The 5,893-nt window shown below is 59.6% G+C and carries 8 protein-coding genes; 5 read left to right on the forward strand and 3 right to left on the reverse strand.

The annotated features are described in order from the left end of the window. Positions 1-160: 160 nt before the first annotated feature. Complete coding sequence (gene dapF / locus VJ604_RS01905) at positions 161-997, reverse strand: diaminopimelate epimerase (protein ID WP_324079692.1); 837 nt, start codon at positions 995-997, stop codon at positions 161-163. A gap of 138 nt (positions 998-1,135) precedes the next feature. On the opposite strand from dapF, the gene VJ604_RS01910 reads away from it, so the two are divergent. From VJ604_RS01910 to larE, 3 genes are all read left to right on the forward strand, one after another. Continuing rightward, a complete protein-coding gene (locus tag VJ604_RS01910) occupies positions 1,136-1,345 on the forward strand; it encodes a hypothetical protein (RefSeq protein ID WP_324079693.1) in 210 nt (69 codons plus the stop codon). A gap of 215 nt (positions 1,346-1,560) precedes the next feature. Beyond that, positions 1,561-2,019, forward strand: coding sequence for an RrF2 family transcriptional regulator (locus VJ604_RS01915; RefSeq protein WP_324079694.1), 459 nt, complete (start codon positions 1,561-1,563; stop codon positions 2,017-2,019). 159 nt (positions 2,020-2,178) lie between these two features. Then, the gene (gene larE, locus VJ604_RS01920; RefSeq protein WP_324079695.1) at positions 2,179-2,985 is read left to right on the forward strand and encodes an ATP-dependent sacrificial sulfur transferase LarE; all 807 of its coding nucleotides are present in this window, start codon (positions 2,179-2,181) and stop codon (positions 2,983-2,985) included. Between the two features lie 262 nt (positions 2,986-3,247). On the opposite strand, the gene VJ604_RS01925 is transcribed toward larE, so the two are convergent. Further along, positions 3,248-3,685 (reverse strand): Hsp20/alpha crystallin family protein, encoded by a 438-nt coding sequence (locus tag VJ604_RS01925; protein ID WP_324079696.1) that lies wholly within the window; start codon positions 3,683-3,685, stop codon positions 3,248-3,250. A 101-nt stretch (positions 3,686-3,786) separates the two neighbouring features. Next, on the reverse strand, positions 3,787-3,960 hold the full coding sequence (locus VJ604_RS01930) for a hypothetical protein (RefSeq protein ID WP_324079697.1): 174 nt from the start codon (positions 3,958-3,960) through the stop codon (positions 3,787-3,789). A gap of 195 nt (positions 3,961-4,155) precedes the next feature. Here VJ604_RS01930 and VJ604_RS01935 point away from each other — a divergent pair, with 195 nt between their 5' ends. Beyond that, positions 4,156-4,332, forward strand: a complete 177-nt coding sequence (locus tag VJ604_RS01935) for a DUF4177 domain-containing protein (protein ID WP_324079698.1) — start codon at positions 4,156-4,158, stop codon at positions 4,330-4,332. Then, positions 4,329-5,893 (forward strand): 5'-3' exonuclease H3TH domain-containing protein (locus VJ604_RS01940; RefSeq protein WP_324079699.1); only part of this gene is annotated, 1,565 nt, incomplete at its 3' end. The genes VJ604_RS01935 and VJ604_RS01940, both read left to right, overlap by 4 nt.

Here is a 5,893-nt window from a genome sequence, read left to right on the forward strand (position 1 = left end):
TCGAGATGGAAAAGCTCGGTCACATGCCGCTTGGTCACCACGAACGTGTAACCGGTGAAGAACTGGTCGCGGTTGAGGATGACGTAGCACAGGTCCAGCTCGGCGATTCGCAGCCCCGGCTCGTCGACCCATTTCGCGCACATCGGGCAGGATAACAAGGTCATATCTCGATTTCCCCGGTAAATACCTCCACCGCCGGTCCGGTCATGTAGATGCAGCCGTCTTCCGCCCATTCCATTTCCAGGTCCCCCCCCGACAGGTGGTTGACGATCTTTTTCTCCGTCAGCCCGTTCAGCACGGCGGCCGCGGTGACGGCGCTGGCGCCGGTGCCGCAGGCGAGGGTTTCTCCCGCGCCCCGCTCCCATGTGCGCTGCCGCACCTCGGTCCGGGACAGCACCTGAACGAATTCGACATTGGTGCGACGGGGAAAGAGGTCGTGGTTCTCGATGAGCGGCCCGTATTTCTCCACCTGGAAGTTCTCCACGTCGTCCACGAAGATCACGCAGTGCGGGTTACCCATGGAGGCGCAGGTGATCATGAAGGTGGAATGCAGGATGTTGAGCGGCTCGTTGATGACCTTCTGGTCGCCGTCGCCGGTCATGGGGATTTCTTTCCTGGTCAGCCTGGGCGGTCCCATGTTGACGCGCACCTTGTTGACCTTGTTGGCGGCGTCGGTGAAAAGCTGCAGCGTCAGGATCCCCGCGCCGGTCTCGGCGGTGATTTCCTTCTTATTGACAATGCCGTGGTCGTAGGCGTACTTCGCCACGCAGCGGATGCCGTTTCCGCACATCTCGCTCTCGGAGCCGTCCGAGTTGAACATCCGCATCCTCACGTCGGCCTTGTCGCTGGGCATGATGAGAATGAGCCCGTCGGATCCGATCCCGAAGTTGCGATTGGAGACCTTCACGGCCACCGCCGCCGGGTCTTCTACCTTCTCCTCGAAGCAGTTCACATATACGTAGTCGTTGCCGGCACCCTGCATCTTCGTGAATTTCATAATCGGAAGCCCCCATCTGTTTAATATATCCCTCCCTAATAACAAAAAGCGCAGGTGGTAACAAGAAAAAACAGGAGTTCTTGACCGCGACACTCTCTTTTCAGTAAGATCGGCTAAACGCTGATCAATGGAGGACGCATGGAGCTTAAGAACAGGATCTGGATGAACGGAAATCTGCAGTGGTTCGCTTACCTTGGCGACAGTGAGGTGTACCTCGGATCGCGGGAGGTGCCGTCCCCCCTTGAGGAAGGGGACAAGTGGACCAACGAGTACGGCGACGTCTTTCAGGTCATCGACGGCGAGATCGTCCACCTGGAGAGGATCGAACCGCCCCAGCGCTACTGGTAATTTACCCTGCTCCCGCCTTTCCCCTCACCCCAGCCCTCTCCCCCAAGGGGGCGAGGGAGAGTTTGCTGAGTGTTGTTCATGTTGGCAGCGATTCGACTGGCCCGCGGAAGCCTCATTAGAGTGGTGGACAATACCGCTCGCCCCTCGTTAATATTGTTGACATGATACGTGTGGTATTGTAGGCTCGCTTATCATCAGCGGGGGGGAACACCACCATGAGACTATCCACGAAGAGCCGTTACGGGCTTCGGGCACTTTTCGATATCGCCTATAACGCCGGCACGCAACCGGCGCAGATCCAGGACATCTCCCGCAGGCAGGAGATCTCGCCTCGCTATCTCGAGCAGATCTTCCAAGGGCTCAAGAAGAAGGGGATCCTGAAGAGCAAGCGCGGGCCGCAGGGCGGCTACTGCCTGGCCAAGAGCCCGGAAGACATCACGGTGCGCGACGTCATCGAGGCCACCGAGGGTGACACCCTGATCGTGGACTGCACCGGCAAGCGGAAGAAGGAGTGCAACTTCGACGGCAGTTGCGTGACGCAAACGGTCTGGGAGGAGTCGAACGCGAAGCTGAACGAGTTTTTCGAATCGATCACCCTGAAGACGCTTTGTGAACGCGGCGAGGCGCTGGGAATCAAGCGGGAGCAGGATCACCGTTTCATGTACTTCATCTAGAATCGAGAAGCGAGATTAAGATTGAGATTAAGATTAAGGGTAAGGCTCAGGGCCGTCCTCAACCTTAATCTCAATCTTGATCTCGTTTTTGACTCTGCCTTTCCACCCCCGGCCCCCTTTACGAAGGAGGAGGGGTTTTTCAGTTTTTGAAGGGAATTTATGGAATCCGTTAACGACAAATTCGTGAAGCTGCAAGGGATACTTCGGGAAATGGGGTCGGTGGTGGTCGCCTTTTCCGGTGGCGTCGATTCGACCTTCCTGCTCAAGGTCGCCAATGACACGCTGGGGAGCGACTCGGTCTGTGCGGTTACCGCAACCTCGCCCACCTACCCCGAGTCGGAGTTCAACGAGTCGCAAAACCTGGCGAAGATGATCGGCGCGCGACAGTTGGTGATCGTCTCCAACGAGCTCGAGATTCCCGGCTTCAGCCACAACCCCAAGGACCGCTGCTACCACTGCAAGAGCGAGCTTTTCCGCCTCTGCACCGACAAGGCGCGCGAACTTGGCTTCGCCTTCGTTGCCGACGGCAGCAACACCGACGATCTCGGGGACTACCGACCGGGTCGCACGGCGGCCTGCGAGCTGAAGGTGCGTTCGCCGCTCCTGGAAGCCGGGCTTTCCAAGAGCGACATCCGCGAACTCAGCCGGGGGCTCGACCTTCCCACCTGGAGCAAGCAGGCCTACGCCTGCCTGGCCAGCCGCTTCCCGTATGGCACCGAGATAACCGAGGAGAGACTTGGGCAGGTGGAGAAGTGCGAGGAATTCCTGAAGGGTGAGGGATTCAACGTCTACCGGGTCAGGTTCCACAACGAGACCGCCCGCATCGAGCTCTCCGAGGCGGAGCTGCCGCGCATGCTGGACCCGGAACTGAGGCAGCGGACGCTGGAGGTTTTCCGTGCCGCCGGCTTCACCTACGTAGCGCTCGACCTGCAGGGGTACCGCACCGGGAGCATGAACGAGGCGTAGCGCGGTTATCTTGCCGTTCATGGCAGGAAAAAAGAAGCCGCCGTTCGCCCTGAGCCTGTCGAAGGGCTGGTGAAACTGACACGGCTCCAAGGTCACCGCCAGGAAAAAGCAGGTACGGAGACAACGGGCTTCCCTCACCCCGAACCTCTCCCGAGGGAGAGGGAGAGCTGATAGATGTCGAAGTAAGGCGGAAACTAAAACGCCCCCCTTTAAGGCAAAGGGGGGCGTTTATCATTGGCGACCAGGAAGACGGGAGGCGGGACTAGCTCAGCACCTCGATGGCCACTCCTTTGCGGGAGAGCTTGGGGATGCTGATGGTCAGCACGCCGCAATCGCAACTCGCGCTGATCCGGTCGCGGTCCAGGTCGCTGGGGAGCGAGAAGCTCCGCTGGAAGGGCCCGAAGTAACGTTCGATCCGATGGAAGCTCTCCTTCTTCACCCCTTCGGTGTGCCTCCGCTCCCCCTTGACCGTGAGCGTGTTCTGCTCGACCTTGATCTCGATCTCCTTCTGCTGCATGTCGGGAAGCTCGACCTTGATGGTGACCGTGGCGTCGTCCTCGTAGATGTCCGCCGGGGGATGCCAGACACCCTCGCGGATGTCCTCGCCTACCTCCCTGTTCCAGGCCATGTCCATCAGGCGGTTCATCTTGTCCTGCATGCTGCGGAGTTCGCTCAACGGATTGTACCTGACGATCGCCATCACTTTCCTCCATGACAGGGGAACTGCTGCCTCCCCAAAAATGTAAAGGGGAGGAGGCTTTCCTCAAGCCCCCTCCCCGTTGTCAGCTTCATCTGGTGGGGTTATATGCGTTTTCCTTTGGGTACGGTGTGTTTCAGCTTCTTGGAACCATCGTAGAGGTGCTGCTTGACCATCTCCCTCTGCGCCTTCAGGTCTTTTTTCTCATAGCTGTTTTCCAGGTCCAGTTCAACTTGCTGCGCCAATTCGTCGATGGTTTCTTCTTCGTTTTTTGCCATGCTGAATCCCCTTTTACCTGGTTGTTGTCATCGACTCTCTATGCTGACCTAACGCGCACCCCCTTATCTATTTTCCACCCTTCAGTTTTCCAAATCATAGCAGTTTCGACTTTTTTTGCAACAGTGCATTTAGCTTGAAGACGCCGTTTTAATCGGCTACTATGGCTGACAAAAAGCTAATCGGAAGGAGCAGTTATGCTGCAGTACAAGGTAGTTGAGCTGTCAAGTGTCACCGAGGATATGGTCGAGGAGGCACTCAACGACTGGACCAAGCAGGGGTGGCGTTTTGACAGCATGCAGTTCGCCATGCGCGAGTCCAGCCGGCGCCCGTCGATGGCCTTCGTGATCTTCACCCGCGAGGTGGCCGAGTGAGCACCGAGAGAGAAACGCTCTACCTGTTGGACGGCTCCTCCTATATCTACCGCGCCTACTTCGCCATACGCCACCTTAGTTCCCCCAAGGGCTTCCCCACCAACGCCCTGTACGGCTTCACCCAGATGCTGCTGAAGGTCATGAAGGACCATGCGCCCGGCCACGTGGCGGTGATCTTCGACGCCGGCAAGACCACCTTCCGTCACGAGCTCTTCCCCGCCTACAAGGCCACCAGGAGCGCCATGCCGGACGACCTCACGCCGCAGATCGAGCCGATCAAGCAGATGGTGCGCGCCTTCAACATCCCCGCCCTGGAGTTGGCCGGTTTCGAGGCCGACGACATCATCGGCACCATCGCGAAGAAATGCGAGGAGCAGGGAATGGACTGCGTGGTGGTGACCGGCGACAAGGACCTCATGCAGATCGTCACCGAGCACGTCACCCTATTGGACACGATGAAGGACAAGCGCTACGGCATCGAAGAGGTGCGTGAGAAGTTCGGGGTGGATCCCGAGCGGGTGATCGACGTGCTGGCGCTTTGGGGGGATGCCTCCGACAACATCCCGGGGGTGCCGGGGATCGGCGAGGTGACCGCCAAGAAGCTCCTGCAGGAGTTCGGCACCCTGGACGATCTTCTGGCCCGCGCCGGCGAGGTGAAGGGGAAAAACGGCGAGCGGCTGGTGGAGTTCGCCGAACAGGCCCGCCTTTCCCGCACGCTCGCCACCATCGACTGCGACGTCCAGATCGACTACAGCTTCGAGGACTTCGCGATCTCGCCCCCCGACAACCGCCGCCTGACCGAACTGTTCCGGGAGTACGGCTTCACCACCCTGATGAAGGAGCTGACCAGCGCCCCTACCCTCTCCTGCGACCATTACCAAGTGGTGCTGAACGAGGCGGAGCTCAAAGAGCTGCTCGAGCGGCTTGCCAAGGCGCCGGTCTTCGCCATTGACCTGGAAACCAGCAGCCTCAACCCGATGGAAGCGCGCATCGCCGGCTTCGCGGTGAGCCTCAAACCCCACGAGGCCTACTACATCCCGGTCGCCCACCACTACCTTGGCGCCCCCCAGCAGCTCTCCGAGGCCCGCGTGCTGGAACTGCTGGGGCCGCTTTTGACCGATCCCTCCCGCCGCAAGATCGGCCAGAACATGAAGTACGATTACCAGGTGCTCCGGCAGGCCGGGATCAAGATGGAGGGGATGTGGTGCGACACCATGCTGGCCGCCTACCTGCTCAACCCGGGGCGCAGCAGCCAGGGGCTGGACGCCCTGGCGGTGGAGTTCCTCGACCACCGGATGATCTCCTACGAGGAGGTGGCCGGCAAGGGGAAGGCGCAGCTGAACTTCTGCGAGGTGGATCTGGACCGCGCCGCCCCCTACGCCTGCGAGGATGCGGACGCGACCTTCCTCCTGCACGAGATCCTGCTCCCCAAGGTGAAGGAGCAGGGGATGGAGGATCTCCTCTTCAAGACCGAGATGCCGCTCATGGAGATCTTGGCCGAGATGGAGCTCACCGGGGTGAAGCTGGACCTGGAGCTGATGAGGGAGCTCTCAACCAAGTT

Origin of the sequence: Geomonas sp. (assembly GCF_035254065.1) — a bacterium.
GTDB lineage: Bacteria > Desulfobacterota > Desulfuromonadia > Geobacterales > Geobacteraceae > Geomonas.